36 protein-coding genes and 2 pseudogenes are annotated in these 23,625 nt (G+C 65.3%); all 38 read right to left on the reverse strand.

Features of this window, described 5'->3' with window-relative positions; all coding sequences use genetic code 11:
* Positions 1-56: 56 nt before the first annotated feature.
* The 38 genes and pseudogenes from ABJF88_01085 to tuf all read right to left on the reverse strand — a co-directional run bounded on the left by ABJF88_01085 (position 57) and on the right by tuf (position 23,624).
* Entirely contained in the window at positions 57-266 is a 210-nt protein-coding gene (locus ABJF88_01085; GenBank protein MEP0545505.1) for a hypothetical protein, read from the reverse strand.
* Between the two features lie 62 nt (positions 267-328).
* Complete coding sequence (gene def / locus ABJF88_01090) at positions 329-922, reverse strand: peptide deformylase (protein MEP0545506.1); 594 nt, start codon at positions 920-922, stop codon at positions 329-331.
* Positions 923-1,003: 81 nt separating this feature from the next.
* Positions 1,004-1,438 carry a Holliday junction resolvase RuvX gene (gene ruvX / locus ABJF88_01095; GenBank protein MEP0545507.1) on the reverse strand — a complete coding sequence of 145 codons (435 nt, stop codon included), beginning with the start codon at positions 1,436-1,438 and terminating at the stop codon, positions 1,004-1,006.
* Positions 1,439-1,546: 108 nt separating this feature from the next.
* The gene (locus ABJF88_01100) at positions 1,547-2,032 is read right to left on the reverse strand and encodes an HU family DNA-binding protein (GenBank protein MEP0545508.1); all 486 of its coding nucleotides are present in this window, start codon (positions 2,030-2,032) and stop codon (positions 1,547-1,549) included.
* A gap of 322 nt (positions 2,033-2,354) precedes the next feature.
* Positions 2,355-4,634 carry a bifunctional (p)ppGpp synthetase/guanosine-3',5'-bis(diphosphate) 3'-pyrophosphohydrolase gene (locus tag ABJF88_01105; GenBank protein ID MEP0545509.1) on the reverse strand — a complete coding sequence of 760 codons (2,280 nt, stop codon included), beginning with the start codon at positions 4,632-4,634 and terminating at the stop codon, positions 2,355-2,357.
* Between the two features lie 156 nt (positions 4,635-4,790).
* Positions 4,791-5,312 (reverse strand): annotated as a pseudogene (locus ABJF88_01110) (hypothetical protein).
* Positions 5,313-5,357: 45 nt separating this feature from the next.
* Positions 5,358-5,810 (reverse strand): annotated as a pseudogene (rplQ, locus tag ABJF88_01115) (50S ribosomal protein L17).
* 81 nt (positions 5,811-5,891) lie between these two features.
* The gene (locus tag ABJF88_01120; protein ID MEP0545510.1) at positions 5,892-6,872 is read right to left on the reverse strand and encodes a DNA-directed RNA polymerase subunit alpha; all 981 of its coding nucleotides are present in this window, start codon (positions 6,870-6,872) and stop codon (positions 5,892-5,894) included.
* Between the two features lie 76 nt (positions 6,873-6,948).
* Positions 6,949-7,551, reverse strand: coding sequence for a 30S ribosomal protein S4 (gene rpsD, locus ABJF88_01125; protein MEP0545511.1), 603 nt, complete (start codon positions 7,549-7,551; stop codon positions 6,949-6,951).
* Between the two features lie 108 nt (positions 7,552-7,659).
* Complete coding sequence (rpsK, locus tag ABJF88_01130; GenBank protein ID MEP0545512.1) at positions 7,660-8,058, reverse strand: 30S ribosomal protein S11; 399 nt, start codon at positions 8,056-8,058, stop codon at positions 7,660-7,662.
* A gap of 159 nt (positions 8,059-8,217) precedes the next feature.
* Entirely contained in the window at positions 8,218-8,598 is a 381-nt protein-coding gene (gene rpsM, locus ABJF88_01135) for a 30S ribosomal protein S13 (GenBank protein MEP0545513.1), read from the reverse strand.
* 95 nt (positions 8,599-8,693) lie between these two features.
* A complete protein-coding gene (gene rpmJ / locus ABJF88_01140; GenBank protein ID MEP0545514.1) occupies positions 8,694-8,810 on the reverse strand; it encodes a 50S ribosomal protein L36 in 117 nt (38 codons plus the stop codon).
* A 57-nt stretch (positions 8,811-8,867) separates the two neighbouring features.
* Entirely contained in the window at positions 8,868-9,086 is a 219-nt protein-coding gene (gene infA, locus ABJF88_01145; protein ID MEP0545515.1) for a translation initiation factor IF-1, read from the reverse strand.
* Positions 9,087-9,104: 18 nt separating this feature from the next.
* Positions 9,105-9,938, reverse strand: coding sequence for a type I methionyl aminopeptidase (gene map / locus ABJF88_01150; protein MEP0545516.1), 834 nt, complete (start codon positions 9,936-9,938; stop codon positions 9,105-9,107).
* 61 nt (positions 9,939-9,999) lie between these two features.
* Entirely contained in the window at positions 10,000-11,310 is a 1,311-nt protein-coding gene (secY, locus tag ABJF88_01155; protein ID MEP0545517.1) for a preprotein translocase subunit SecY, read from the reverse strand.
* 52 nt (positions 11,311-11,362) lie between these two features.
* Complete coding sequence (gene rplO / locus ABJF88_01160) at positions 11,363-11,821, reverse strand: 50S ribosomal protein L15 (protein ID MEP0545518.1); 459 nt, start codon at positions 11,819-11,821, stop codon at positions 11,363-11,365.
* Positions 11,822-11,912: 91 nt separating this feature from the next.
* Positions 11,913-12,095: a 50S ribosomal protein L30 gene (rpmD, locus tag ABJF88_01165; protein MEP0545519.1), complete on the reverse strand. Its 183-nt coding sequence runs from the start codon at positions 12,093-12,095 to the stop codon at positions 11,913-11,915.
* A 77-nt stretch (positions 12,096-12,172) separates the two neighbouring features.
* The gene (rpsE, locus tag ABJF88_01170) at positions 12,173-12,706 is read right to left on the reverse strand and encodes a 30S ribosomal protein S5 (GenBank protein ID MEP0545520.1); all 534 of its coding nucleotides are present in this window, start codon (positions 12,704-12,706) and stop codon (positions 12,173-12,175) included.
* Positions 12,707-12,747: 41 nt separating this feature from the next.
* On the reverse strand, positions 12,748-13,110 hold the full coding sequence (rplR, locus tag ABJF88_01175) for a 50S ribosomal protein L18 (GenBank protein MEP0545521.1): 363 nt from the start codon (positions 13,108-13,110) through the stop codon (positions 12,748-12,750).
* 72 nt (positions 13,111-13,182) lie between these two features.
* Complete coding sequence (gene rplF, locus ABJF88_01180; GenBank protein ID MEP0545522.1) at positions 13,183-13,737, reverse strand: 50S ribosomal protein L6; 555 nt, start codon at positions 13,735-13,737, stop codon at positions 13,183-13,185.
* Positions 13,738-13,806: 69 nt separating this feature from the next.
* Complete coding sequence (gene rpsH, locus ABJF88_01185; protein ID MEP0545523.1) at positions 13,807-14,208, reverse strand: 30S ribosomal protein S8; 402 nt, start codon at positions 14,206-14,208, stop codon at positions 13,807-13,809.
* Positions 14,209-14,302: 94 nt separating this feature from the next.
* Positions 14,303-14,572 (reverse strand): 30S ribosomal protein S14, encoded by a 270-nt coding sequence (gene rpsN / locus ABJF88_01190; protein MEP0545524.1) that lies wholly within the window; start codon positions 14,570-14,572, stop codon positions 14,303-14,305.
* Between the two features lie 51 nt (positions 14,573-14,623).
* The gene (gene rplE, locus ABJF88_01195) at positions 14,624-15,205 is read right to left on the reverse strand and encodes a 50S ribosomal protein L5 (protein ID MEP0545525.1); all 582 of its coding nucleotides are present in this window, start codon (positions 15,203-15,205) and stop codon (positions 14,624-14,626) included.
* 104 nt (positions 15,206-15,309) lie between these two features.
* Positions 15,310-15,681: a 50S ribosomal protein L24 gene (gene rplX / locus ABJF88_01200; protein MEP0545526.1), complete on the reverse strand. Its 372-nt coding sequence runs from the start codon at positions 15,679-15,681 to the stop codon at positions 15,310-15,312.
* A gap of 69 nt (positions 15,682-15,750) precedes the next feature.
* Positions 15,751-16,119 (reverse strand): 50S ribosomal protein L14, encoded by a 369-nt coding sequence (rplN, locus tag ABJF88_01205; GenBank protein MEP0545527.1) that lies wholly within the window; start codon positions 16,117-16,119, stop codon positions 15,751-15,753.
* A 35-nt stretch (positions 16,120-16,154) separates the two neighbouring features.
* On the reverse strand, positions 16,155-16,445 hold the full coding sequence (gene rpsQ, locus ABJF88_01210) for a 30S ribosomal protein S17 (protein ID MEP0545528.1): 291 nt from the start codon (positions 16,443-16,445) through the stop codon (positions 16,155-16,157).
* Between the two features lie 83 nt (positions 16,446-16,528).
* Complete coding sequence (gene rpmC, locus ABJF88_01215) at positions 16,529-16,726, reverse strand: 50S ribosomal protein L29 (protein ID MEP0545529.1); 198 nt, start codon at positions 16,724-16,726, stop codon at positions 16,529-16,531.
* Between the two features lie 44 nt (positions 16,727-16,770).
* Positions 16,771-17,211, reverse strand: coding sequence for a 50S ribosomal protein L16 (gene rplP, locus ABJF88_01220; protein MEP0545530.1), 441 nt, complete (start codon positions 17,209-17,211; stop codon positions 16,771-16,773).
* A 62-nt stretch (positions 17,212-17,273) separates the two neighbouring features.
* Positions 17,274-18,110: a 30S ribosomal protein S3 gene (rpsC, locus tag ABJF88_01225; protein MEP0545531.1), complete on the reverse strand. Its 837-nt coding sequence runs from the start codon at positions 18,108-18,110 to the stop codon at positions 17,274-17,276.
* Between the two features lie 41 nt (positions 18,111-18,151).
* Positions 18,152-18,514: a 50S ribosomal protein L22 gene (rplV, locus tag ABJF88_01230; protein MEP0545532.1), complete on the reverse strand. Its 363-nt coding sequence runs from the start codon at positions 18,512-18,514 to the stop codon at positions 18,152-18,154.
* A gap of 72 nt (positions 18,515-18,586) precedes the next feature.
* Positions 18,587-18,868 (reverse strand): 30S ribosomal protein S19, encoded by a 282-nt coding sequence (gene rpsS, locus ABJF88_01235; GenBank protein ID MEP0545533.1) that lies wholly within the window; start codon positions 18,866-18,868, stop codon positions 18,587-18,589.
* 51 nt (positions 18,869-18,919) lie between these two features.
* Positions 18,920-19,750, reverse strand: a complete 831-nt coding sequence (gene rplB / locus ABJF88_01240; GenBank protein ID MEP0545534.1) for a 50S ribosomal protein L2 — start codon at positions 19,748-19,750, stop codon at positions 18,920-18,922.
* Between the two features lie 61 nt (positions 19,751-19,811).
* The gene (rplW, locus tag ABJF88_01245) at positions 19,812-20,108 is read right to left on the reverse strand and encodes a 50S ribosomal protein L23 (protein ID MEP0545535.1); all 297 of its coding nucleotides are present in this window, start codon (positions 20,106-20,108) and stop codon (positions 19,812-19,814) included.
* Positions 20,109-20,133: 25 nt separating this feature from the next.
* Positions 20,134-20,799, reverse strand: a complete 666-nt coding sequence (gene rplD, locus ABJF88_01250) for a 50S ribosomal protein L4 (protein ID MEP0545536.1) — start codon at positions 20,797-20,799, stop codon at positions 20,134-20,136.
* A 25-nt stretch (positions 20,800-20,824) separates the two neighbouring features.
* Entirely contained in the window at positions 20,825-21,454 is a 630-nt protein-coding gene (gene rplC, locus ABJF88_01255; GenBank protein ID MEP0545537.1) for a 50S ribosomal protein L3, read from the reverse strand.
* Between the two features lie 36 nt (positions 21,455-21,490).
* Positions 21,491-22,039: a hypothetical protein gene (locus ABJF88_01260; GenBank protein MEP0545538.1), complete on the reverse strand. Its 549-nt coding sequence runs from the start codon at positions 22,037-22,039 to the stop codon at positions 21,491-21,493.
* A 19-nt stretch (positions 22,040-22,058) separates the two neighbouring features.
* Positions 22,059-22,367 (reverse strand): 30S ribosomal protein S10, encoded by a 309-nt coding sequence (rpsJ, locus tag ABJF88_01265; GenBank protein ID MEP0545539.1) that lies wholly within the window; start codon positions 22,365-22,367, stop codon positions 22,059-22,061.
* A 69-nt stretch (positions 22,368-22,436) separates the two neighbouring features.
* On the reverse strand, positions 22,437-23,624 hold the full coding sequence (tuf, locus tag ABJF88_01270) for an elongation factor Tu (GenBank protein MEP0545540.1): 1,188 nt from the start codon (positions 23,622-23,624) through the stop codon (positions 22,437-22,439).
* Between the last annotated feature and the right edge of the window lies 1 nt (position 23,625).

Genomic DNA, 23,625 nt, shown 5'->3' on the forward strand with positions numbered 1-23,625 from the left:
AAAAGGCCGCCCCGGCGGGTGCCGGACGGCCTCGTGAGATAGGCGGCGGAGCGGCGTCAGTAGCCGCGTCCTTTCCGTTCGGCCTCGCGGACCTTCGCGGGGTCGGGCGAGATGATCGTCTTGTGCGTGCCCTCTTCCGGCAGCGACATCGGATCGGTGCCGACGTTGGGCTGGACCTCGGGATCGCCCCCGCCGGACTTGTCTTCGACGTAGTCGGCTCGTTCTTCGTGGAGTTCCTTCGGGTCTTTCTCGGGCTGATCGGACATGAGAGCGGCGTCTGATGAGAGGGACGGCTTGTACGGCACGCCGCCCCGTTCGTTCTCCCCCCTCACGCCGACTGCGGCTCGGCGTCGGGTGACGCGAGGAGGTAGTCGGCGTCGCCTTCGCCACGGGCGATGGTGTTGAGGCGTCGTTTCAGCAGCTTCCGCCGGAGTTGGCTGATGTGGTCGATGAAGAGGACGCCGTGGAGGTGGTCGAGTTCGTGCTGGATCACGCGGGCGAGGATGCCCCCGGCCACGATGTCATGCTCTGTAAAATCCCGGTCGAGGAAGCGGACGCGAACGCGGTCGGGGCGGGCGACGAGTTCGCGGATGTCGGGAATCGAGAGGCACCCCTCCTCGTACTCGCAAACGCCCTCGTCCTCCTCCACGATCTCGGGGTTGATGAACGCCATCGGCGCGCGCGCCCACGGCGGGATCTCGCCCAACTCTTCCATCAGATCTTCCGCCATCGCGCTGAGGTCGACGACGAACAACCGCTCGCGGCGGCCGATCTGGGGCGCGGCCAGCCCGATCCCGCTCGCCGCGTGCATCGTCTCGACCATGTCGTCGATGAGTTGCTGGAGCGCCGGGCTGTCTGCTTCGATGGGAATCGTCTCCTCGCGGAGGATCGGACTGCCGTAGGGATAGATCGGGAGAATCATTCGATCAAAGGGTAAGGGATGAGGGGTAGAGGGTAAAATCGCTCGCCTCGCCGGCGAGCTTCCTGTCACCCTATGCCCTTTTCACTTCACGCTTGCTACTTCGTCGAGGTACTCTTGGAGGATGACGGCGGCGGCGGCGCGGTCGACGCGGCCTTTGTCACGGCGGGCCTTCCGCCCGGCCCCGGCGGCGCGGATCGCCTCCTTCGCCCTCGCTGACGAGAACCGCTCGTCCCACGCGACGAGGGCAACGCCCGGGAACGCATTACGGAGCCGGTTGAAATACGGACGCACGCGCTCGGTCGCCGCGCCCTCCTCCCCGTCGGCCATCAATGGCCATCCGACGACGAGGGCTTCGATCCCCTCGTCACGGTGTAACGTGCGGAGCCGCTCGACGGCCTCGTCCGGGGGGTACGTCCCGAGCGGCTGCGCGAACAGCCGAAGCGGGTCCGCCATCGCGAGCCCGACGCGCTTCGTCCCGTAGTCTACCGCGACGATTCGAGGCCGGCTGGGGAGCATGAGCGAAGGCAACAGAGGGCGGAGCGAGCCCGCGCGCCGTCAAGGGGAAAGAAAATCGGGGGCCGGCACAGCCGGCCCCCGAAGGTACAACGAGTGCCGGAGAGGACGCTAGACGTTGCTGGTCTGCTTCGCCTTGGCGGTGCCGTTGACGGCCTTCGCTCCGTTGGTGGCCTTCGCGCCATTCGTGGCTTTCCCGTTCGCGGCCTTCGTTCCATTTGTGGCTTTCCCGTTCGTCGGCGCGTCGGCGCTGCCTTCGGGGATTGAGTAGCCAAGTTCCTTGAGCGGCTGCTGGAGCTCGAGCTTCACGCGCTTGCTCGGCTTGAAGTGAGTCTTGCGCCGGCTCGGGATGAACACGGTCTCGTTCGTCTTCGGATTCCGCGCTTTCGGCTTGGCTTTGGTCTTCTTCACCTCGAAGACGCCGAAGTCCCGGAGTTCGATGCGGACCTCGGGATCCGCGTCGAGCATCAGCTCGCGCAGCGCCGTGATCACGTCGGTGACCCAGGGCTCAGACTTGTAGATCGGTTCGTTTCGCAGTTCTGCGACGCGACGAGCTACGTCTTTTTTCGTCAGCGTGGGGACGCGCTTTTGAGCCATGATATTCTCTCTGGTGGTGGTTTGAAATGTAGCGGTACACATACGAAGGGATGATGAACGAAAGGATCGACGCCTCGGTCCGAAGGCGCGCCCCGTGCTCCCACAGCTTCACGCTGATCGCGATACAACTGTAGATAAAACAGGGCCCTTCCGTCCAACATGGTGTGCGCAGCGGGTGCCGAGTGGCACAGACTAGGACGCACGACGCGCCTCAACCTGCCGGCCTTGCACATGTTCCAAGAACGGCAATTACAACGCCGTGATTGCCCTTCCCCCTCGCTTCATGCACAACTTTCACACGGGAGGGTTAGCAAATATAAACCTATTCCTCAAACCGATAGACCCCGTACATCCCGTCGAGCCGTCCGAGCCGCTGCATCAGCCGCCGGAGGTGCTTGAGGTCCGAGACGAAGAGGACGACGGTCCCCTCGAACACCCCGTCCTCGCTCTCGACGGTGATGCTGCGGATGTTCGTTTTGAGGTTCTTCGAGATCACCGTGGTGATGTCGGACACGATCCCGACGCGGTCCTCGCCGACGAGCCGGAGCGCGGCGATGAACTGCACGTCCTTCTGCCGGCTCCACTCGACGGGGATGATCCGGTCGGTGTGATCCATGAGGAGGTGCGGCGCGTTGCGGCAGCTCGTGCGGTGGATATTGATCGTCCCCGTTTTCGAAACGAACCCGAACACGTCATCGCCGGGGATGGGGTTGCAGCACGTGGCGTACTGCGTGGCGAGGTCGGCGTGGTGCTCGCCGTCGATGACGAGGGCGGCGCGGCCCTCCTCGCGGGCGGTCTCGGTGAACTCCGAGACCTGGAGCCGGAGCGGGGCGTCGTCTTTCTCCGGCTCAGACAGGCCCGACTCGCGGCGCCCTGCCCGCACGGAGCGGACGAACTCGCTGGGGTCGTAGAGGCCGACGCCGATCTCGTAGAAGAGCTGCTGCGAGGTGGGAAACTTGAGCCGCGACGAGAGCCGGTTCAGCTCGTCCTCGTCGAGTTCGAGCTTCGCCCGCTTCAGCTTCTTCTCGAGCAGCTCGCGCCCGTGGTCGACGGCCTTCCGCCGCTTCTCGTTGATCCAGTGGCGGATGCGGCTCCGCGCCTTATGCGTGACGACGAACTGCATCCAGTCCGGGTTCGGCGTCTGCTTCTTCGAGGTGAGGATCTCGACCTGGTCGCCGGAGGAGAGGTGGTACGAGAGTGGGACCATCCGCCCGTTCGCCTTCGCGCCGATGCAGTGGAAGCCGACCTCGGTGTGGACCTGGAAGGCGAAGTCCACGGGCGTCGCGCCGCGCGGGAGCGTGAGGAGGTCGCCGTTCGGGGTGAAGACGTAGATCTCCTCGTCGTAGAGGTTGAGTTGGAACTCCTTGACGAAATCGCTCGCGCGGTCCGGCGTCGGGTTCTCCATGAGGTCGCGGACCCATGCGTAGATCTGCTCCATCGCCTCGTCGGAGCGCATCTTCGCCGCGACGCCGTCGCCGCCGGCCGGCCCGGCGCCCTCTTTGTACTTCCAGTGCGCCGCCACGCCGCGCTCGGCAATCGCGTGCATCTCCTCGGTCCGGATCTGGATCTCGACGGGCCGCCCGTCAGGACCGAGGACCGTCGTGTGGAGGCTCTGGTAGCCGTTCGACTTCGGGACGGAGATGAAGTCGCGGAAGCGCTCGGGGATCGGCTTGTAGAGGTCGGTCAGGATCGAGTAGACGCGCCAGCAGTCCTCGCGGCCTTTCTTCCCCTCGCCCTTGAGCACGACGCGGATGGCGAAGAGGTCGTAGATCTCGTCGAGCCCCTTCTGCTGCCGCTGCATCTTGCGGTAGATCGACGAGATGCTCTTGGGGCGGCCATAGATGTGGAACTCGAACCCGGCCTCTTTCAGCTCCCGCTCGACCGGCTCGATGAAGCGCTCGACGAAGTGCTCGCGCTGCTTCCGGGTCTTGTTGAGCCCGCGCGCGATCTCCTGGTAGGCGTCGGACTGGAGGTACTTCAAGCACAGCTCTTCGAGCTCGGTCTTGACCTCGTTGAGCCCGAACCGATGGGCGAGCGGGACGAAGAGGTCCTGCGTCTCCGACGCGATCTTGAGCTGCTTCCGCTGCGGGAGCGAGCCGAGCGTCCGCATGTTGTGGAGGCGGTCGGCGAACTTCACGATGATGACGCGGATGTCCGACGCCATCGAGAGCATGAGCTTCCGCACGTTCTCGGCCTGCCCGAGCTCGCGGCTCTCGAAGACGTGGTCGATCTTCGTCAGCCCGTCGATGATGAGCGCCATCTCGCGCCCGAACTCGGCCTCGATCAACTCCAATGAGAGGTCCGTGTCCTCGACCGTGTCGTGGAGGAGCGCGGCAGCGACGGAGACGTCGTCGAACGGCACATCGCGCGCGACGATCGTAGCGACTTCGAGGGGGTGCGAGATGTAGCGCTCGCCGGAGGCGCGGTGGTCGTCGCGGTGCGCCCAGTAGGCGATGCCGAAGGCGCGGCGGAGCATGGCCTCGTCCACGCTCGGGAGGTTGCGGCTGCAGTACTCCAGCAGGACGCGGAGGCGGCGCTCGAAGGCCGGCTCGATCTGGAGTTCCTGGAGTTGGGCGCTGAGGTACTTGGAGGCTTGGATCATGCGAGGGCTCGGGCCGGGGTGTCACCGCATGATAGGGTATCCGAAGCGCCCCGCCCGGTTCCTGTGCAAGCCTGCGATGGGGTGCCACCCCATCAAACGATAGCGACCCCGCCTGACGAACAGACGGGGCCGCGATGCTGCGTAGGGCGGGTGAGATCAGCCGCGGTGCTGCGAGCCGCCGGCCGTGCCCTTGTCGCCTTCACCGGTCTCCGGCGGGGGCTCCCCGGTCTGCGGGGCGGCGCCCTGCGGCGTGTCCGGGTGCATCGTCTCCTCGTCCGACGGCGTCTCCGGCGCGTCGTCCGACTGCGTCGAGGCGTCCTCGGCGGCGGGCGCCTCGGCTTCCGGCGCGTCGGCTACGGTCTCGGCCTGGCCCGAGGGGTCGCCCGCTTCGGGCGTCTCGGGGGCTTCGGACACGTCGGACTCGGGGGCGTGGTGCGCCGTGCCGCCGGCCTCTTTCATCCGCTCGATGTAGGCGTCGTAACCGGCCTTGTCGCCCTTCGCGAGGAAGGCGGCCTGCTCGGCCCACGTCTCCTCGTTCGCGGAGGCATCGCTGCCCTCGCTGCCTTCGGAGATGGCCGCGCGGAGCGTGTCGAGGTCGGCCTCGGCGAGCTGGGCGAACGTCGTGATCCCGGCGTCGTGGAGCGCGGAGGCGAACACCTTGCCCACCCCGTAGACCTTCGTGAGGTCGTCGGCTCCGGACTTCGCCGGAGCGACGGCCTTCGGCTGCTGCGTCTGGCCGGACGACTTCTTGCGCCGCCCGCCACCGCCACCACGGCGGGTGCGCTTCTTGCCGGAGCTCGCGCCATCGGGCTTCACGTCGTTGTAATCGACGAGCTCGATGATCGCCATTTCGGCGGCGTCGCCCTGACGGAGCCCGAGCTTGATGACGCGGGTGTAGCCGCCGGGGCGGTCGCCGACCTGGGCCGAGATGTCGCCGAAGAGCTCTTTCACGGCCTCCTTGCTCTGGAGGCGACGGAAGACCTGGCGGCGGTTGGCCGTCGTGTCCTCTTTGGCGCGGTTGATGAGCGGCTCGACGTACGAGCGGAGGGCTTTCGCCTTCGGCAGCGTCGTCTCGATCCGCTTGTGCTCGACGAGCGCCGTGGCCATCGCAGCGAGCGTGGCTTTGCGGTGCGCCGCCGTGCGACCGAGCTTCTTAATCCTGTTCTGGTGTCTCATGGGGTTGCTATTGGCTTTGGGCTATTGGCTGCTGCATGTCATCCCTCAGCCAAGAGCCAAGAGCCAACAGCCAACGGCCGCTCAGGCGGTTTCTTCGATGTATTTGGCGACGTCCATCCCGAAGCGGAGATTCCGGTCTTCGAGCACGGCGACGAGCTCCTGCAGGCTCTTGCGGCCGAAGTTGCGGAACTTCAGCATCTCGGACTCCTCGCGGCGCACGAGGTCGCCGATCGTCTTGATCGAGGCGGCCTTGAGGCAGTTCTGGGCGCGGACCGAGAGGTCGAGGTCGTCGACGCTCTGGTTGAGCATCGAGCGGACGCGCTGGACCTCGGCGTCGACCTCCTTCTCCTCCTCAGGCTGCTCGGGCTCCTGCTCGACCGAGATGAAGAGGTTGACGTGGTCGCGGAGGATCTGCGCGGCGGCCGTGAGGGCGTCCTCCGGCGTCACCGAGCCGTCGGTCTCGACTTCGAGCGTGAGCCGCTCGTAGTCGATCTTCTCGCCGACGCGGGCCGGGTTCACCGTGTACTTCACGTTGAGGATCGGCGTGAAGATGGAGTCGACGGAGATGACCCCGATCGGGTCGTCGGCGCGCTTGTTCTCGTCGGCCGGCACGTAACCGCGGCCGCGGCCGACGCGGAGCTCCATGAGGAGGTCGGCTTCGTCGGAGAGCGTCGCGATGTGGTGCTCGGGGTTGAGGATCTCGAACTCGGCGGTCGCCTCAGCGAGCGAGCCGGCGGTGAGTTCACCGGGCCCCTCGATCTGGAGGGTGATGGTCCCTTCTTCCTCCTCCGAGGCGAGGAACCGCACGCCTTTGAGGTTGAGGATGATGTCGGAGACGTCTTCGGTGACGCCGGGGACCGTGGAGAACTCGTGCTGGACGCCGTCGATCTTGAGCGCGGTGATAGCCGTGCCTTCGAGCGAGGAGAGCAGCACGCGTCGGAACGCGTTGCCGATCGTCACGCCGTAGCCGCGTTCGAGCGGCTGGACCGTGAAGCGGCCGTAGGTCTCGTTCATCTCCTCGACCTGTACGCCGTCCGGCATCTGGAGCTGGATATTCGTCATCGTCGGATTCATTCTGTGTCGTCCTAAAGGGCTGGCCGGGGAAGCGAAGCGCGGGGTGCGCTCCGTCGTGCGAGGCTTACTTCGAGTAGAGCTCGACGATAAGCTGCTCGCGGATATTCTCCGGGATATCCTCGCGCTCCGGGAGGTCGATGAACTTGCCGCGCAACGTGCCCCGGTCTACTTCGAGGTGGGGGAAGCTGCGGCGGTTGCGGTCCACGGCCTCTTTGATCACGTCGAGGTTCTTGCTCTTCGGCCGGATCTCGACGATGTCGCCGGCGCGCAGCATGTGCGACGGGATCGAGGAGACGCGGTCGTTGACCATGACGTGGCCGTGGTTGACGAGCTGCCGGGCCTGCCGCCGCGTCCGGGCGAAGCCGAGACGGAAGACGACGTTGTCGAGCCGGGCTTCGAGAAACTTGAGGAGGTTCTCGCCGGTGACGCCCTTCTTGCGGGACGCCTTCTCGAAGAGGTTGCGGAATTGGCGCTCGAGCAGGCCGTAGGTGTACTTCGCCTTCTGCTTCTCTTTGAGCTGGACGGAGTACTCGCTCTCCTTGCGGCGGCGGCTCTGGCCGTGCTGGCCGGGGCCGTACGGCTTGCGCTCCAGGGACTTGGACGGGCCGAAGATCGGCTCCTTGAATCGGCGGGCTAGCTTCTGCTTGGGGCCTCTATATCGGGCCATAGTAGTATTCTCGAGTGTCTAAGGGGACAAACGTGGACGCGCCCTATAGGCGCGCCCAACCGGACTTATTCCGAAGCGGGCAAGACGGGGTCTCGCTCGCGCCGTGCGTCAGACGCGGCGGCGCTTCGGGGGCCGGCAGCCGTTGTGAGGGATCGGGGTGATGTCGCGGATCGTGAGGATCTCGAGACCGGAGGTCGAGAGGGCGCGGATGGCGCCTTCGCGGCCGGAGCCGGGCCCCTTCACGTAGACGTCGACACGGCGAAGGCCGAGGTCGTACGCTTCTTTCGCCGCAGCGCCGGCGGCGACGCCGGCGGCATACGGGGTGTTCTTCCTGCTGCCCCGGAACCCCATCTTGCCGGAGCTGGCCCACGAGATCGTGTTCCCGTAGGTATCCGTGACGGTGATCATCACGTTGTTGAACGTGGCCTTGATGTAGGCCGCGCCGTTGGAGTCGACCTGGATCTTCTTGCGCTGCGTGCGGCCGGTGCGGCCTTGCTGCTTTGCCATAATCTTCGGTAGAGGTTATCAGTCCCGGCGTGCCTTCGGTAACGCGACGACCCGGAGGTCGGAAGCGCGAGCGAGAGCGGACCGGGGACGATTTCTGGTTTGGAGGTGCGGGGTTCGAGGTCGGAGGTTGAAACCCTCGAACCCATAACCCCCAACTCCTTACTTGCGGGGGGCCTTCTTCTTCCCGGCGACAGCGCGGCGCTTGCCCTTGCGGGTACGCGCGTTCGTCTGCGTCCGCTGACCGCGCACGGGGAGCCCGCGCCGGTGACGGAGCCCACGGTAGCTGCCGATGTCCATCAGCCGCTTGATGTTGAGCTGCGTCTCGGTGCGGAGCGCACCCTCGACGGTGTAGTTGTCTTCGATGAGGCGGCGGACCTGACGGGTCTGCTCCTCGGTCCACTGGTCCGGGTGCACGTTCGGATCGATCTCGGCGCGCTCGAGGATCTCGAGGGCGCGCGAGCGACCGATGCCAAAGATGTCCGTCAGCGCGACTTCACCACGCTTGTTGTTCGGAACGTCGACTCCTGCGATACGGGGCATAGTTCGATTCTGGATTGGGGATTTTGGATTTTGGATTGCGTGACGGTCGGGCGGGGGCCCACTCAGAAATCACCAATCCAGCATCCCAAATCGGCTTACCCCTGGCGCTGCTTGTGCTTGGGGTTCTTCTTGTTGATGATGTAGATGCGGCCTTTACGGCGGACGATCTTGTCCTCCGGGGAACGCTTCTTCACGCTGGCTCGGACTTTCATGGGATTCCAGGTTTGGGGTTTGAGGTTTGGAGTAGAACACCCCAAACCCAAAACTTCTTACTTGTAGCGGTAGACGATGCGGCCTTTCGAGAGATCGTAGGGCGAGAGCTCGACCGTGACCTTATCGCCGGGGAGAATCTTGATGTAATGCATCCGCATCTTGCCGGAGAGCAGGCCGAGAATCTCGTGGCCGTTCTCGAGTTGAACACGGAACTGTGCGTTGGGAAGGGCTTCGAGCACTTCGCCGTCTTGTCGGATGGCCGGTTGCTTGGCCATAAAGAAAGAACAGTCTGATTACTGCGAGGTGACGGTCGCTTCGCCGCCGGGCACGAACATCCCGGCTTCGGCGAGCACCGCCTCGATGGATTCGAACGAGGAGAGCACGGTCGGCTCGCCCCGGTTGACAAGCACCATGTGCTCGTAGTGGGCGGCCGGCTCGCCGTCCGCCGTGCGCACGGTCCAGCCGTCGGCGTCGACCTCCACCTGCTCCGTGCCGCCGGTGATCATCGGCTCGATGCAAATGGTCATGCCGGCACGCAGCTTCTTGCCCGTTCCGCGCCGACCGAAGTTCGGCACCTGCGGGTCCTCGTGGAGACTCCGCCCCACGCCGTGACCCACGAGCGCCCGGACCACGCCGTACCCACGCGATTCGCAGTAGGACTGCACCGCGTGACCTATGTCGCCGATCCGGTTCCCTTCGATCCCATAGCGTATGCCCTCGTAGAGCGACTGTTTCGTAGCGGTTAGCAGGGCCTCCCTCTTCTCCGATATTTCGCCCACCCCGTAGGTGTACGCGAAGTCTCCGAAGTAGCCCTCCAACTCCACACCGCAGTCCACAGAGACGATGTCCCCCTCTTCCAGCACGTAGTCGCTCGGCATGCCGTGGACGACGACGTCGTTGACCGAGATGCAGAGCGTAGCTGGGAAGGGGTCGACGCCGGGGATCGTATAGCCTTTGAACGCTGGCCGTGCACCGTGGTCGCGGATGACCTCCTCCGCGATCCGTTCCAGTTCCATCGTCGTCACGCCCGGACTGACGCGGCGCGCCACTTCCGTGTGCGCCAGCCCGACGAGGTCTGCGCTCTTGCGCAGGCCGTCTACATCGCGGGGTGACTTGAGATGGATCATCGTGTTGGGGTAGAGACGCAGCATGCTGCGTCTGTACGACGGCGCGGCATGCCGCCGTTGGTTAGCGGCGGCCGCGGACGCGCCCGCTCTTCATGAACCCGTCGTAGTGGCGCATGAGCAGGTGGCTCTCGATCTGCTGCAACGTGTCGAGCGTGACGCCGACGAGGATGAGCAGGCTCGTGCCGCCGTAGAAGCTCGCGAAGCCCGGCGTGATCCCCGCCTGCGCGGCGAACGCCGGCATGATGGCGACGAGGCCGAGGAAGATCGAGCCCGGTAGCGTGATCCGCGTCAGGATGTTGTCGATGAACTCGCTCGTCTGCTTACCCGGCCGGATGCCCGGGATGAAGCCGCCCTGCCGCTTCATCGTGTCCGCCATCTCCTGCGGGTTCACCGCGATCGCCGTGTAGAAGTACGTAAAGAACACGCACACGAAGAAGAAAATGAACGAGTAGCCGAACGAGAAGATGTTGCCAGTCCAGCTCCCGACCGCGAGCCAGAACGCGCTCTCGGGGAAGAAAGCCGCGATCGTGCTCGGGATGAACATGATCGACTGCGCGAAGATGATCGGCATGACGCCGGCGGCGTTAACGCGGAGCGGGAGGTACTGCGTCGTCCCCCCGTACACCTTCCGTCCGACGACGCGCTTGGCGTACTGCACCGGGATTCGCCGCGTGCCCTGCGTGACGAGGACGATGCCGGCCGTCACGAGCACGAGCGCGCCGATCTCGATGAGGAAGATGAAGATGTTGCTCTTGAGGTCGAGCTCGTTGAAGAGGGCTTGAGGCAAGAAGGCGATGATCCCGATCATGATCAGGAGCGAGATGCCGTTGCCGATCCCCTTCTCCGTGATCCGCTCACCGAGCCACATCACGAACACCGTCCCCGCCGTCAGCACGATCACCGTCGTGATGAGGAAGAACGTCTGGTTTACGACGATAGCCTGCCCCGTTGCGCCGTACTGGAGGTTGATGGCGTAGCCGATCGCTTGAAGCGCCGTAATGCCGACCGTCCCGTAGCGCGTGAGCTGCGTGATCTTACGGCGCCCGTCTTCTCCCTCGCGCTGCAGCTTCTGGAAGTAGGGAACGACCGCGCCGAGCAACTGGATGATGATCGACGCCGTGATGTACGGCATGATGCCGAGGGCGAAGATCCCGGCTTGGAAGAAGGCGCCGCCCACGAACAGGTCGAACAGGCCGAAGAGGCCGTCGCGGCTCTGGTCGCTGACTTGGGCGAGGATACGGGCGTCGACGCCGGGAAGCGTCACGTACGCGCCAACGCGGTAGACGACGAGGATGCCGAGCGTGAACAGGATGCGGCGTCGCAGCTCCTCGATCTTCCAGATGTTGCGGACGCTTTCAGCAAATGAGGACATGTCTCTCAGTAAAGTCTAGAGTACCGGGGCAGGAGGTAGGGCCGTAGCCCGGTTACTCGACGACGCTGACCGAACCGCCGGCCGCTTCGATCTTCTCCTTCGCGGAGGCGCTGAAGGCGTGCGCCGTGACGTCCAGTTTCGTCGTGAAATCGCCGTCGCCGAGGATCTTGACGCGGTCCTTCCGGTCGGTCAGGCCGAGGGCGACGAGCGTGTCCGGCGTCACGGCCTGGCCCGCCTCGATCCGGCCTTCGTCGACGAGGCGACCGAGGCGGGAGAGGTTGATGGGCGCGTACTCGACGCGGTTGCGGTTCTTGAAACCGAACTTCGGCACGCGGCGCTGGAGCGGCATCTGGCCGCCTTCGAACCATGCGGGGATGCTGGCGCCGGCGCGGCTCTTCTGGCCCTTGTGGCCCTTCGTAGAGGTGCCACCCTTGCCGGAGCCCTCGCCCCGGCCGATGCGCTTCTTCGACTGCGTCGAGCCCTTGGCGGGCCTGAGATTGCTGAGATCCATCTATCTGTTGGCTGTGACGCCCGCTCCCCATGCTGCCGGACCGAAGCCAGGGCAGCCAAAGCGGACTCGCGTGGTAAAGGGGGAAACTGTGCTACTTCGACTCTTCGACAGAGACGAGGTGGCTGACCTTCGTGATCATGCCGCGGATCTGCGGCGTGTCCGTCAGCTCGTTCGTCTTGCCGATCCGGCCGAGCCCGAGCGCTGCAATCGTGCCCTTCTGCCCGGCCTGCTGGCCGATGATGCTCTTGGTCTGTGTGATTTTCAGCGTTGCCATGCGTCCGTTGTCGCTACGTCCGTGGGTACCGATCCCGCCCTGCCAAACAACGACAGCGCGGCGGCGGCCACCGACAATTATCCGTTAAACACTCGGCCGACGGAGACGCCGCGGCGCTTCGCCACCTCGCCCGGGTCTTCCAAGTTCTGAAGCGCGTTCACCGTGGCGGCGACGACGTTGTGCGGGTTGTTCGAGCCCTGGCTCTTGGTCAGGATGTCGGTGTAGCCCGCGCACTCGAGGACGGCGCGCACGCCGCCACCGGCGATGACGCCCGTACCAGCACTCGCCGGCTTGAGCAGCACCTTGCCCGCGTCTTGGATGCCGTAAACGGCGTGGGGGATCGTCCCCTTCGTCATCGGCACCTTGAACATGTTCTTCTTCGCCGCGTCGGTGCCCTTCGAGATCGCGTCGGCGACCTCGTTGGCTTTGCCGAGGCCGTGGCCGACCGTCCCGTTCCCGTCGCCAACAACGACGACGGCGTTGAACGAGAAGCGGCGGCCGCCCTTGACGACTTTCGCGACGCGGTTGATGTGGACGAGCCGCTCGATCAGGTTCTGCTGCTCGGAAGCCTTCGCCTTGCGACCGCGATTCCTGTTGCTATCCTTAGCCATATCGGTGTGTGCTGCGCCCGAGCCGAAGCCGGGGCGCGTGGTTAAAACTTGAGCCCGCCTTCGCGTGCTCCGTCAGCGAGGGCCTTGACGCGGCCGTGGTAGCGGTATCCGTTCCGGTCGAACACGGCGGCATCGATGCCGGCCGCCTTCGCCTTCTCCGCCAACCGCATCCCGACGAGCTTGCCGACTTCGACCGGCGGCTTGCCACCGGCGCCCACTTCCTCTTCGAGGCTGGAAGCCGCGGCGAGCGTGCGGCTGCTCAGGTCGTCGATGAGTTGGGCGTAGATGTGGTTGTTGCTGCGGAAGACGCTCAGGCGCGGGCGCTGGGCCGTCCCGTTGATCTTGGCGCGGACCCGGCGCTTGATGCGCATCCGGTTCTGCACCTTCTTAGTCTGCTTTGCCATGAGGATTCAGGTCTCGGCGAACGGATTACCGACCCGCTCGCCCTACTGAGAATGGGGCCAGGCCCCGTAAAGTTATCGAGCCGCGGTCTTGCCTGCCTTCCGGCGGACGTACTCGCCGACGTAGCGGACGCCCTTGCCCTTGTAGGGCTCCGGCGGACGGAGCCCGCGGATCTTAGCGGCCACCTGCCCGACCATCTGCTTGTCGATCCCCTCGATCGTGATGAGGGGGTTCCGGCCACGGACGGTCTCGGCCGTGATCGTGATGCCGTCCGGCGGGAGGAAGAAGATCGGGTGCGAGAAGCCGAGGGCGAGTTCGAGCACGCCGTTCGTCACTTCGGCACGGTAGCCGACGCCGATCAGCTCGAGCTGCTTCTTATAGCCTTCGGAGACCCCGACGACGGCGTTGTCGATGAGCGAGCGGTAGAGGCCGTGCATCGCGCGGTGGCGCTGCTGCTCCGTCGGCCGCTCGACGATCACCTCGTCGCCCTCGACGCGGATCGTGAGATCGGGATCGATGGGGACGTGGAGTTCGCCCTTTGGGCCCTTCGCCGTGACGACGTTGTTGCCCGCGACGCTGACGGTGACCCCTTTGGCGACCGGGATCGGCTGTTTTCCAATTCGAGACATAGTTCTTTCGTGTGTCAGTAGTCCATAAACCGCAGCGCCCACCCGACCGGGCGGCGCGTGCAGCGAGGGCTAAAAAACTTCAGCGAGGACTTCGCCGCCGATGCCGGCGCGGCGTGCTTCCTTATCGGTCATCACGCCCCGCGAGGTCGAGATGATGGCGACGCCGAGCCCGTTGCGTACGCGCGGCAGGTCATCCGCCCCGACGTACTTACGGAGGCCAGGCTTCGAGATCCGCTTGAGGGACTGGATGACGGGCTGGCCGCCGCGCTGGTACTTGAGGTAGACGCGGAGGAACCCCTGGTTGCCGTCGTCGACGTTGAGGTAGTTCTTGACGTACCCCTTGTCCATGAGGATCTGCGTCATCGCGCGCTTCACTTTGGAGGCGGGGATGTCGGTGTAGGGGTGCCGCGCTTTCTGGGCGTTGCGGAGCCGCGCGAGGTAGTCGGCGACGGGGTCGGTGATACCGCTCATGCGTAGTTGCTGTCTTCGGCCAGTTTGCTTCGTCCGGGGGACGCTCGCACTTAGCCGCTAGAGGAAATAGAGGGACGGGAGGGACCCGGAGGGGTCACCAGCTCGCCTTTTTAACACCGGGGATCTTGCCGGCAAGCGCCATCTCGCGGAACACGATGCGCGACACGCCGAACTTGCGGAGGTACCCGCGCGAGCGGCCCGTCATGGCGCAGCGGTTGTTGAGCCGGACGGGGCTCGCGTTGCGCGGCAGCCGCTGCAACCCTTCGTAGTCCCCGGCCGCCTTCAGCTTCCGACGCCGTTCGGCGTACTTCGCCACCATCTTGCGGCGCTTCGTTTCGCGGGCGATCCAGCTTTTCTTAGCCATAACTCGTAGTTGATTCAGGGTAGGAGCGCGGCACGCCGCGCTCGCACAGTCTTAGGCGGCTTCCGCCTCTTCTTTCTCGCGGCGGATGAACGGCATCCCGAGTGCCTTGAGGAGCGCGTAGGCTTCGGCGTCCGTGTCGGCCGTCGTCACGAACGTGACGTCGAGGCCGCTGACCGAGTCGACTTCGTCGATGTTGATCTCCGGGAAGATGATCTGCTCCTTCACGCCGAGCGTGTAGTTGCCCCGACCGTCGAACGAGCGGTCCGGGATGCCGCGGAAGTCGCGCACGGCGGGGAGGGCGAGCGTGATGAGGCGGTCCATGAACTCCCACATCCGCGCGTCCCGAAGCGTCACGCTCACGCCGACGGGCATGCCCTCGCGGAGCTTGAAGTTCGAGATGCTCTTGCGAGCACGGCGGGTGACGGGCTGCTGGCCCGTGATCGTGCGGAGTTCCTCAACGGCGTCGTCGAGGACCTTCTTCGTCTGCGAGGCCTCGCCGACCCCCTTGTTGACGGAGATCTTGATCAGGCGCGGGACCTGCATGACGTTGTCGTAGCCAAACTCTTTGGTCAGCGACGCGATCACTTCGTCTTGGTAGCGCTGCTTCAGGCGGGGGACGTACTGCTCTTCCATGGGATTCTTCGTTCGTCGGAGCGCCTCGGATGTGGCCGGGGCAGACGGTGAAAACAGGGGGCGGCGTGCGGTGTTTCTGAACGTTGTGGGGAGATCGCAGGACGCTAGCGGTCCAACTCCTCGCCCGTGGTCTTAGCGACGCGGACCCAGCGGCCTTTACCCGTCTCCGGGTCCTCGATCCGCTTGCGGCCGACGCGCGTCGGGTTGCCGTCGGCGTCGACGGGCATCACGTTCGAGAGGTGGACGGGCATCTCGCGCTCGATCCGGCCGCCCTGCGGGTTGGCCTGGTTCGGCTTCGTGTGGCGGATGCGGATGTTGACGCCCTCCACCACGACGCGGTCGGTCTTGGGATAGACCTTGAGCACGCGGCCGGTGTAGCCCTTCTCGCGGGGCTGCACGCCCGTGATCGCTTTCGTCAGCGCGACGGTGTCGCCCTTCTTGACGTGGAGCTTCTTCTGAGTGTTCTTCTTTCGCATAGCGTTTGCTGGTCGTCGTGCGCGGTAGCATTGCCCCGGCGGGGCGGCACTACGGAGGCGGCAACGGTGTTAGAGCACCTCGGGGGCGAGGGAGACGATGCGCATGAACTGGCGCTCACGCAGCTCGCGGGCCACGGGGCCGAAGATGCGCGTGCCGCGGGGCTCGTCGGCGTCGTTGAGGAGGACGGCGGCGTTCTCGTCGAAGCGGATGTAGGAGCCGTCCTTGCGGCGGAACTCCTTCTTCGTGCGGACGACGACGGCGCGGGAGACCTGCCCCTTCTTGACGCCGCCACCGGGGACCGCGCTCTTGACCGAGACGACGATCTTGTCGCCGATGCGGGCGTAGCGACGGCCACTGCCACCGAGGACGCGGATGCAGAGCACTTCTTTGGCGCCGGAGTTATCCGCGACCGCGAGTCTGGACTCTTGCTGAATCATGGGAAGTACGTGTTACGAGGTTCGCGTGCGGTGGATTACTTGGCGCGCTCGATGATCTCGACGAGCCGCCAGCGCTTGTGCTTGCTCATCGGCCGCATCTCCATGATGCGGACGGTGTCGCCGGCGCCGGCGTCGTTGGTTTCGTCGTGGGCCATGAGCTTGGTCGTCTGCTTGATGAACTTGCCGTAGATCGGGTGCTTGACCTGGCGTTCGATGGCGACGGTGATCGTCTTGTCCATCTTGTCCGAGACGACGAGGCCGACGCGCTCCTTGCGGGCGTTGCGGCCCGCTTCGGCGGGGGTCTGTGCTTCGGTGTTGGGTTCCATGCTCTTCTGTCAGGATCGCTTGGTGAGCCGACACCTCACCAACTACGGGTTAGCAAATCGCGCTGTGCGGGGCGAGCAGAGGGCTAGGCTTCAGCGCTCTCTTTCTGCTTGAGGATGGTCTTGAGGCGGGCCACCTCGCGCCGCTTGCGCCGGAGCACGAGCGGGTCTTCGAGGTTGGCGATCGCGTGCTGGAACGTGAGGGTGTCCAGGTCGCGCTCCTCGTCTCGGATGCGCTGCTGGATCTCCTCGGCGGAGAGCTCGCGGACTTCTTTGGCTTTCATGGGTTCGGGATCGGGGTTCGGGGACACAGGGCGCCGCCGAAGGGTTACGCTTTGCGGGCGACGACGGGGGCGACGTAGTCCGGACGGATGACGAACTTCGTCTTCACGGGCAGCTTGTACTGCGCCAGCGCCATGGCCTCGCGGGCCAGTTCTTCGGACACGCCGGCGAGTTCGAAGAGCACGCGGCCCGGCTTCACGACGGCGACGAAGTACTCCGGCGAGCCCTTGCCCTTACCCATGCGGGTTTCGGCAGGCTTCTTCGTGATCGGCTTGTCCGGGAAGATGCGGATCCACACCTTACCGGTACGCTTGATCTTGCGCGTGATCGCGATACGGGACGCCTCGATCTGGCGGCTGGTGATCCAGCCCGGCTCGAGCGTCTTGATGGCGAAGTCGCCGAAGTTGATCCGGGCGCCGCGCTGCGCGGTCCCTTTGACGCGCCCTTTCTGCATCTTCCGATACTTGGTGCGCTTGGGCATCAACATAGCAATGGGGTCGTTTTAGTCGTTTCTATCGTCTGGAATGGGTGCAGCTGCGAAGTGGGAGCTTAGCGCCGACGGGGCCGGCGGCCACCGCCGCTCTCGCCGCCACCGCCTTCGTTCCGACCGCCTTCGCTGCGGCCACCGCGGCCGCCTCGGCCACCGCGACCACCGCCGCTGCCACCCTCACTATCGCCACGGCCGCGACGGCGGCGCTCCGGCGGAGGGGCGGACATCTGCTGCTGGCGCTGGGCCTGCACATTCGGGCTGAGGTCCGGCTTGCCGAGGATCTCGCCCCGGTAAATCCACACCTTCACACCCGTCGTGCCCTGGATCGTGAACGCCGTCGCTTCGGCGTAGTCGATGTCGGCGCGGATCGTGTGGAGCGGGACGCGGCCTTCGAGGTACTGCTCGGTCCGGCTCATCTCGGCGCCGCCGAGGCGGCCCGAGACCTTGATGCGGATGCCTTCGGCGCCCATCCGCATCGCGGCGGAGAGCGACTGCTTCATCGCGCGGCGGAACGAGACGCGGCCTTCGAGCTGCTGCGCGATGTTCTGCGCGACAAGCGAGGCGTCGACCTCGGGCCGCTTGATCTCGTTGATGTTGATCTGGATGTCCTTGTCGGTGAGCTGCTTGAGCTCCTCGCGCAGCTTCTCCACCTCGGTCCCGCCGCGGCCGATCACGACGCCGGGCCGGCTCGTGTGCAGCGTCAGGATCACCCGCTTCGGCGTCCGCTCGATAATCACGCGGCTGAGGCCGGCGCGCTTGAGGCGGGCGTCGAGGTAGCGGCGGATCTCCTCGTCTTCGACGAGCTTGTCGGCGTAGGAGCCGTCCGTGTACCAGTTGGAGTCCCAGCCGCGGATGACACCAAGGCGAAAGCCGATGGGGTTGGTCTTCTGACCCAAAACAGTATCCTCTCTTCTAGCTCTTTAAAAGGGGCGGCAGGTTACGCCTCGACCGCTTCGTCGGCGCGCGAGGCGACGACGACGGTGAGGTGGCTGTTGCGCTTCTTGATGCGGTGGGCACGCCCACGCGAGACGGGCTGGAACCGCTTGAACACCGGCGCCTCGTCCACGAAGATCTCGCTCACGACGAGCGTCTCCTCGTCCACGCGCTCGTCCTCCGCCTGGTCCAGCAGGTTGTGCACGGCCGACTGGATCGTCTTCTCGATCGGGGCCGCCGCCTTCTGGGGCAGAAAGTGCAGCATGTTGAGGGCCTCCGTGACGGCTTTGCCACGGACCTGGTCCGCGACGATGCGCATCTTGCGGGGCGAGGAGCGGATGAACCGCAGTTTTGCTCTGGCTTCCATGGGGAGGTTCTAGGTTGGAGGTCGTGGGTTGGAGGTTCACACAGAACCCCAAGCCCCTAACTCATAACCGAATTATTTGCGACGCTTGTCTACCTTCGTGCCGGCGTGGCCGCGGAACGTCCGCGTAGCCGAGAACTCGCCGAGCTTGTGGCCGACCATGTTCTCGGTGACGTACACCGGGATGAACTGCTTGCCGTTGTGCACGGCGAATGTGTGGCCGACGAACTCCGGCGTGATCATCGAGGAGCGGCTCCAGGTCTTGATGACCTTCTTCCGGCTGCTCTCGTTCATCGTGTCCACCTTGCGCTGGAGCTTGTAGTAGACGTAAGGGCCTTTCTTGAGCGAACGTGCCATGTTGGGTAGGCTTCTGGCTAGGGGCTAGCAGCAGGCTGCTAGCCGTAGCGACTATTTTTTCTGCTTGCGGCGGCGGACGATGAACTTGTTGGAGGCCTTGGCCTTCTTCCGGGTCTTGTACCCCTTGGCCGGCACCCCGGTCGGGCTCTGCGGGTGACCGCCGGACGCCTTGCCCTCGCCACCACCCATCGGGTGATCGACCGGGTTCATGGCGACGCCACGTGTCTTCGGGCGGACGCCGAGCCAGCGCTTCCGGCCGGCCTTGCCCCACTCGAGGTTCATGTGGTCGGGGTTCGAGGTCACGCCGATCGTGGCGCGACACTCAATCGGCACCATGCGGACTTCGCCCGAGGGGAGCTTGAGCGTGGCGTACTTGCCTTCGCGCGCCTGGAGCTGCGCGTTCGTGCCGGCGCTACGGGCCATCTGCGCGCCCTTACCCGGCTTCATCTCGATGGCGTGGACCGTCGTGCCGAGCGGAATCTTGCTCAGCGGGAGGCAATTGCCCGTCTCCGGCGCTGCGCCTTCCCCGTTCATCACCGTCATGCCGACGGTGAGCTTGTCGGGGGCGATGATGTAGCGCTTCTCGCCGTCGGCGTAGGCCAAGAGGGCGATGCGCGCCGTCCGGTTCGGATCGTACTCGATGGACGCAACCTTGGCGGGGATCCCGTCCTTGTTGCGCTTGAAGTCGATGATCCGGTAGCGCCGCTTGTGACCGCCGCCCTGGTGGCGGGTGGTGATCCGGCCGTTGTTGTTCCGGCCGCCCTTCCGCTTGATGGGGGCGAGCAGGCTCTTCTCCGGCTCGGACTTGGTAATCGTCTCGAAGGCGGAGACGGAGCGCTGACGCTGCCCCGGAGTCACCGGCTTGAGTTTGCGAATAGCCATGGGTTCGTGGGTTTGGGCATACGTGCCCCTCGCCGAAGCGAGAGGCTTTGCGCCCGATTGCTTAGATGCTTTCGAAGAAGTCGATCTCGCCGCTCTTGAGCGTGATGATCGCCTTTTTGTAGGAGGGCTTGCGCCCTTCCATGAGGCCGCGCTTCGTGAACTGCCGGCGGCGCTTACCGCGTACGATCATCGTCCGAACGCTCTTGACGTCGATGTCGGGGTAGCGTTCTTCGATCGCTTTGCGGATCTGGATCTTGTTCGCGTCCTTCGCCACCTTGAAGGCGTAGTGCCGCCCGTCTTCCATCAGACGGGTCATTTTCTCGGTGACGATGGGCTCGATGAGGATAGAGCGGGCCATGATCGGGCTCGGCTAAAAGTCTAGGTTACTCGGCGGCCGGGGCCGCAGCCTCGGTCGTGGCGTTCTTCCCGAGCGCGGCGGAGAGCGCAGCGAGCGCCCCCTCCTGCAGCAGGATCACCTGCGCGCTCATCAGGTCGAGCGTCGAGGCGCCGGTGGCGGGGAGAACGGTCAGCTTGGGGATGTTGCGACCGGAGCGGTAGAGGACGTCGTCGTGCGCTTCGGTGAGGAAGAGCACCTTCCGGCCGGCGAGCTCGTGGCTCTTGAGGAGGCCGGCGAGGTCGCGCGTCTTCGGCGCGTCCATCCCGAAGTCCTCGACGACACGGAGGCCGTCTTGCTGTGCCTTATACGTCAGGGCGCTGCGGCGCGCGAGCTGCTTCGTCTTGCGGTTGACGCCGACGCTATACGTGTGCGGGCGCGGGCCGAAGACGATACCGCCGCCGACACGGGTCGGGCTCTTGACGTCGCCGACGCGGGCGTTGCCCGTGCCTTTCTGCCGGTAGAGCTTGCGGGTGGAGCCGCGGACTTCGCTGCGGCCTTTCGTCTTGTGCGTGCCCTGACGGGCGTGGGCCTGCGCGGCGCGGACGTCGAGCCAGATCGCGTGGTCGTTCGGCTCGATGCCGAACACGCTCTCGTCGAGCTCGACCGTGCGGCCGGCGTCGCTGCCTTCGCGGGTATAAACGGGTAGGTTCATCGTGGGTCTCTCTTAAAGCGTTCGCTTAGGCTTTGCGGATCTCGACGAAGCTCTTCTTCGGGCCGGGCACGGCGCCCTTGACGAGGAGGAGGTTCTTGTCGGCGAAGATGCGGACGACGCGGAGGTTCTTCACCGTCACGCGGTCGCCGCCGGTGCGGCCGGCCATTTTGGTCCCCTTGAACACGCGGCTCGGGTCCGAGGCCTGGCCGATCGAGCCCGGCGCGCGCTGGCGGTTGTGCTGGCCGTGCGTGGCATCGCCGACGCCACCGAAGCCGTGGCGCTTCACGACGCCCTGGAAGCCTTTGCCCTTCGACGTGCCGACCACGTGGATCTTGTCGCCTTCGGCGAACACGTCGCCGACGGTGATCTCATCGCCGAGGGAGAGGTCGCCGATGCCGGCGTAATCCCGGAACTCGGTGACCCGCCGCTTCGGCGAGGTGTTGGCCGCCCCGAAGTGGCCCTTGAGGGCGCTCGTGGTGCTCTTCTCTGTCTTGTCGCCGAAGCCCATCTGCACGGCCGAATAGCCGTCAGTGTCTGCGGTCTTGATCTGCGTGACGACGCAGGGTCCGGTCTCGATAACGGTGCAGACGACGTTGTTGCCGTTGTCGTCGAACACGCTCGTCATGCCGATCTTTCGGCCGAGGAGTCCGCTCATTGTAATCGCTCCGATTAAGTTAAGCGTGAATGGGAATTAAGAATCGCGGCGGAACGTGATGGAGCCGCCACGGACGGCGTCGAGCACTTCCTGCGGCACAGAATCGCCGAGCAGGAAGCCTAGGGTCGCGCGCCCTTCTTCGGTGTTCTCCACCGAGAGGTCGAACGCGTCGTCGCCGCTGAAGTCGTAGTCGACGTTGGCTGCCGAGTCGAACGTGCCGTCCACGCCGAAGCGGATCTGGTCGCCGCTCTGGACGCTGTAGGTGCCGGAGGTCGTCTCGTCCACGCCGTCTTCGAGGATGTCGACCGTCTGCCCGAAGAAGTCCGCAGTGATAGGACCGACGACGCGGAAAGAGAATGTGCCGTCCGCGTCGAAATCGATCGTAACGCTTCCCGTGCTGTTCGCGTTGAGGACGGGGACACCCACGGTGCCCAGCGGCGTGTTTACGTCGACGCTGGCCTGCGAGGCCGTCCACGAGCCGACGATGCGCTCGTCGTCCGCACGTTCGTCCGTGGAGTCGCAGCCGACGAACGCGGTGGCGAGCCCGAGGACGAGCAGCAAGAGAATGGGAGTAATTCGGTTCATCGTAGGTGGTGACCCGAGGTCACACTTTGATTTCGACGTCGACGCCGCTGGGAAGCTCGAGCTTCATCAGCGCGTCCACGGTCTTCGACGAGGTCGAGAGGATGTCGATCAGCCGCTTGTGGGAGCGGTGCTCGAACTGCTCACGGCTCTTCTTGTCCACGTGCGGGCTTCGGAGCACCGTATAGATCGCCTTCTTCGTCGGGAGCGGGATCGGCCCGCTGACGACGGCACCCGTCTGCTTAACGGTGCGAATGATCTTTTCGGCGCTCTTGTCGACCAGCGAGTGGTCGTACGACTTGAGCTTGATGCGGATCTTTTGGCTAGCCATGTGGCTTGTCTCAAAGCGTGGGGGCGGGTCGGCCTCGCGGCTGCCCGCCCCCACGGCGGTCAAATACTGTTAATCGAGGATGTTGGTGACGACGCCGGCGCCGACCGTCCGACCCCCCTCGCGGATCGCGAACCGCAGCCCCTGCTCCATCGCCACCGGCACGATGAGCTTCACCTTGAACTGCGTGTTGTCCCCCGGCATCACCATCTCCACCCCCTCCGGCAGCTCGATGTCCCCCGTCACGTCCGTCGTGCGGAAGTAGAACTGCGGCCGGTACCCCTTGAAGAACGGCGTGTGGCGGCCCCCCTCCTCCTTCGAGAGCACGTACACCTCGCACTCGAACTCGGCGTGCGGCGTCACGCTACCGGGCTTGATGATCACCATCCCCCGCTCGATCGCCTCCTTCTCGATCCCACGGAGCAGCACGCCCGCGTTGTCGCCCGCCTGCGCCTGGTCCAAGAGCTTCCTGAACATCTCCACCCCCGTCACCGTGCTCGTGAGCTTCTGCTCCTGCATCCCGATGATCTCCACCGGCTCGCCCACCTTGATCACCCCGCGCTCGACGCGGCCGGTCGCCACCGTCCCGCGCCCCGTGATCGAGAACACGTCCTCGACCGGCATGAGGAACGGCCGGTCCACCGCCCGCTCCGGCGTCGGGATGTAGTGGTCGACGGCCTCCATGAGCTTCTCCACCGACTCGACGCCCTTGGGGTCGCCGTTCAAGGCGCCGAGCGCGGAGCCCTGGATCACGGGGAGGTCGTCGCCGGGGAACTCGTAGTCGGAGAGGAGCTCGCGCACCTCCATCTCGACGAGCTCGAGGAGCTCCTCGTCGTCGACGAGGTCGACCTTGTTCATGAACACGACGATGTAGGGCACGCCGACCTGGCGGGCGAGGAGGATGTGCTCGCGCGTCTGCGGCATGGGCCCGTCGGTGGCGGCCACGACGAGGATCGCCCCGTCCATCTGCGCCGCGCCCGTCACCATGTTCTTCACGTAGTCGGCGTGGCCGGGGCAGTCGACGTGGGCGTAGTGCCGCTCGTCGGTCTCGTACTCCACGTGGGCCGTCGCGATGGTGATCCCCCGCTCGCGCTCCTCGGGCGCGTTGTCGATGGAGTCGAAGGACCGCGCCTCGCCGCCGGACTTCAGCGAGAGCACCGACGTGATCGCCGCCGTGAGCGTGGTCTTCCCGTGGTCGACGTGGCCGATCGTGCCGACGTTCACGTGCGGCTTCGTGCGCTGAAACGTTTCCTTTGCCATG

This window comes from Rhodothermales bacterium (assembly GCA_039944855.1).
Classification (GTDB): Bacteria; Bacteroidota; Rhodothermia; order Rhodothermales; family JANQRZ01; genus JBBSMX01.